Source organism: Pseudomonas sp. p50(2008) (assembly GCF_015351605.1).
Taxonomy (GTDB): Bacteria; Pseudomonadota; Gammaproteobacteria; order Pseudomonadales; family Pseudomonadaceae; genus Aquipseudomonas.
This window is the reverse complement of sequence record NZ_JACMYF010000037.1, coordinates 1-1641: the sequence shown is the minus strand read 5'-3', so window position 1 is coordinate 1641 and position 1641 is coordinate 1. Positions and strand designations below refer to the sequence as shown.

At 57.3% G+C, this 1641-nt stretch carries 3 protein-coding genes; all 3 read left to right on the top strand.

The features are described from left to right. Window positions 1-136: 136 nt before the first annotated feature. A complete protein-coding gene (locus H7698_RS31070) occupies window positions 137-454 on the top strand; it encodes a TrbM/KikA/MpfK family conjugal transfer protein (RefSeq protein WP_016715827.1) in 318 nt (105 codons plus the stop codon). Then, complete coding sequence (locus H7698_RS31065; RefSeq protein WP_016715828.1) at window positions 444-1016, top strand: phospholipase D family nuclease; 573 nt, start codon at window positions 444-446, stop codon at window positions 1014-1016. The genes H7698_RS31070 and H7698_RS31065 overlap by 11 nt, the downstream gene beginning before the upstream one ends. Window positions 1017-1028: 12 nt before the next feature. Further along, window positions 1029-1641, top strand: a 613-nt coding sequence (locus H7698_RS31060) for a KfrB domain-containing protein (protein ID WP_208525921.1), incomplete at its 3' end; no start/stop codon positions are given.

Here is a 1641-nt window from a genome sequence, read left to right as displayed (position 1 = left end):
AGCGATTCCAGCGCTTTGACCAGCCGCTCGCAGCACCTGCATCGGCTCCGGCTCCGGTGCAAGCCCAAGCCCAAGCAGCACCTTCTTTCGTACAGATCATCAACTGAATTTCTCGCACGCGAGAAAAGGGGGATTTATGAAAAAACTTCCATTTGCTGCGCTGCTCGGTGCGCTGTTTTTGTCCGGTGCTGTCAATGCTACCGACCTCCCATATGGGCATGACAGCGACCCGGATGCTTGTGGCGCAGTGCTCTGCCTGCTGGGCATGACCCGTGATGGCGACTGCGACAAGTACATCAAAAACTATTTCGGCATTAAGCGTTACAAGCACGGCAATTTCAGCCCGTCGCGTACGAAAGCAGCCCGGGGAGACGCGGTTGCTTCGTGCAAGGACGATGAGGGCCTGGCCAAAAAGGCCAACGACATTTGGGGGAGCGTCCCGAATGGCTTCTAGTGTGCTCAAGCCATTGGCATTGGCGTTTGCATTGATCGCGGGGGCCAGCGTTCAGACGCTGGCCCTGGCCGCTGAAGTAGATGGCCCCCGGCGTATTGAAGTCGGCTTTTCGCCGGAGGGATCGGCGCAAAAACTGGTGCTGCGAACCATTGAGGTAGCAAGCAGCTCCATTCGCCTGTCTGCTTACGTGTTCACTAACCCGGACGTAACCCGTGCGCTGATCGCTGCGAAACAGCGCGGGGTCGATGTTGCCGTTGTTGCTGACCATCGCAGCAACCTGCAGGAACAACGCACGTCAGCCGCTCGCCACGCACTGACGCTTCTGGCGAAAGCAGGGATACCGACTCGCACTGTCGATGCGTACGCCATCCATCACGACAAGTTCATGGTGGTGGACGGTATGACGGTCGAAACGGGCAGTTTCAACTTCACCGCTGCAGCGGCCAAGAGCAACAGCGAGAACGCACTAGTGGTCTGGAATGACCCGGCGCTCGCTGAAACCTACTTGAACCATTGGCAAAGCCGCTGGGATCAAGGAATCGCTTTCAAGGCGAAATACTGAGAGGGAACGCATATGGAAAAGCAAAACACTGACCAGACCACGTACCAACTGTTCCAGAAAGGCAAGGAACTGCAGACGTTCACCGATCCGAAGGAAGCGGGCGCTGCCTGGTTCAAGGCCGAGCTTTCCGACAAGACTGTGATGACCGTTCAGCAAGGCGGCGGCGCTCGCGTATTCGCCCAGGTGGGCAAGGAAGGTAGCCAGTATTACAAGGATCTGCCGTTCGACAACATGCCAGGCGCTGCCGACTTCAAAACCTCGTTCAAGGAAGCGCTGGAGCTGCAAAAATCGGGGCCTTCCGGTGCTGCCGCTGGCAAGCCTGCCGAAGCTCTGGCCGTTTCCAAACCGATGGATATGCCTGCCATTAAGAATGCTGAGCGTGGTCAGACCTACGAGGGCAAGATCCTTGGCTTCCAGGGCAATCAGGTAATCCAAGCTGTCAGCGACGGACAGAAGACCGTTCACATTGCACATGAACGTGCAGCTCTGAGCAGCGCCAAGGCCGGGATCCTGCATGCTGGCAAGGATCTTTCGATACGCTACCCATTCGCCGGGGTAGGCATTGTGCAAGAGCGTCAGCTTCAGCACGAACGGAAGGAGCATTCGCACCAGCCGAAAGGCTTTG

Bases quoted from the DNA above. Each gene is read 5' to 3' on its own strand.
- H7698_RS31070 (WP_016715827.1), top strand. From the start codon at position 137: ATGAAAAAACTTCCATTTGCTGCGCTGCTCGGTGCGCTGTTTTTGTCC.
- H7698_RS31065 (WP_016715828.1), top strand. From the start codon at position 444: ATGGCTTCTAGTGTGCTCAAGCCATTGGCATTGGCGTTTGCATTGATC.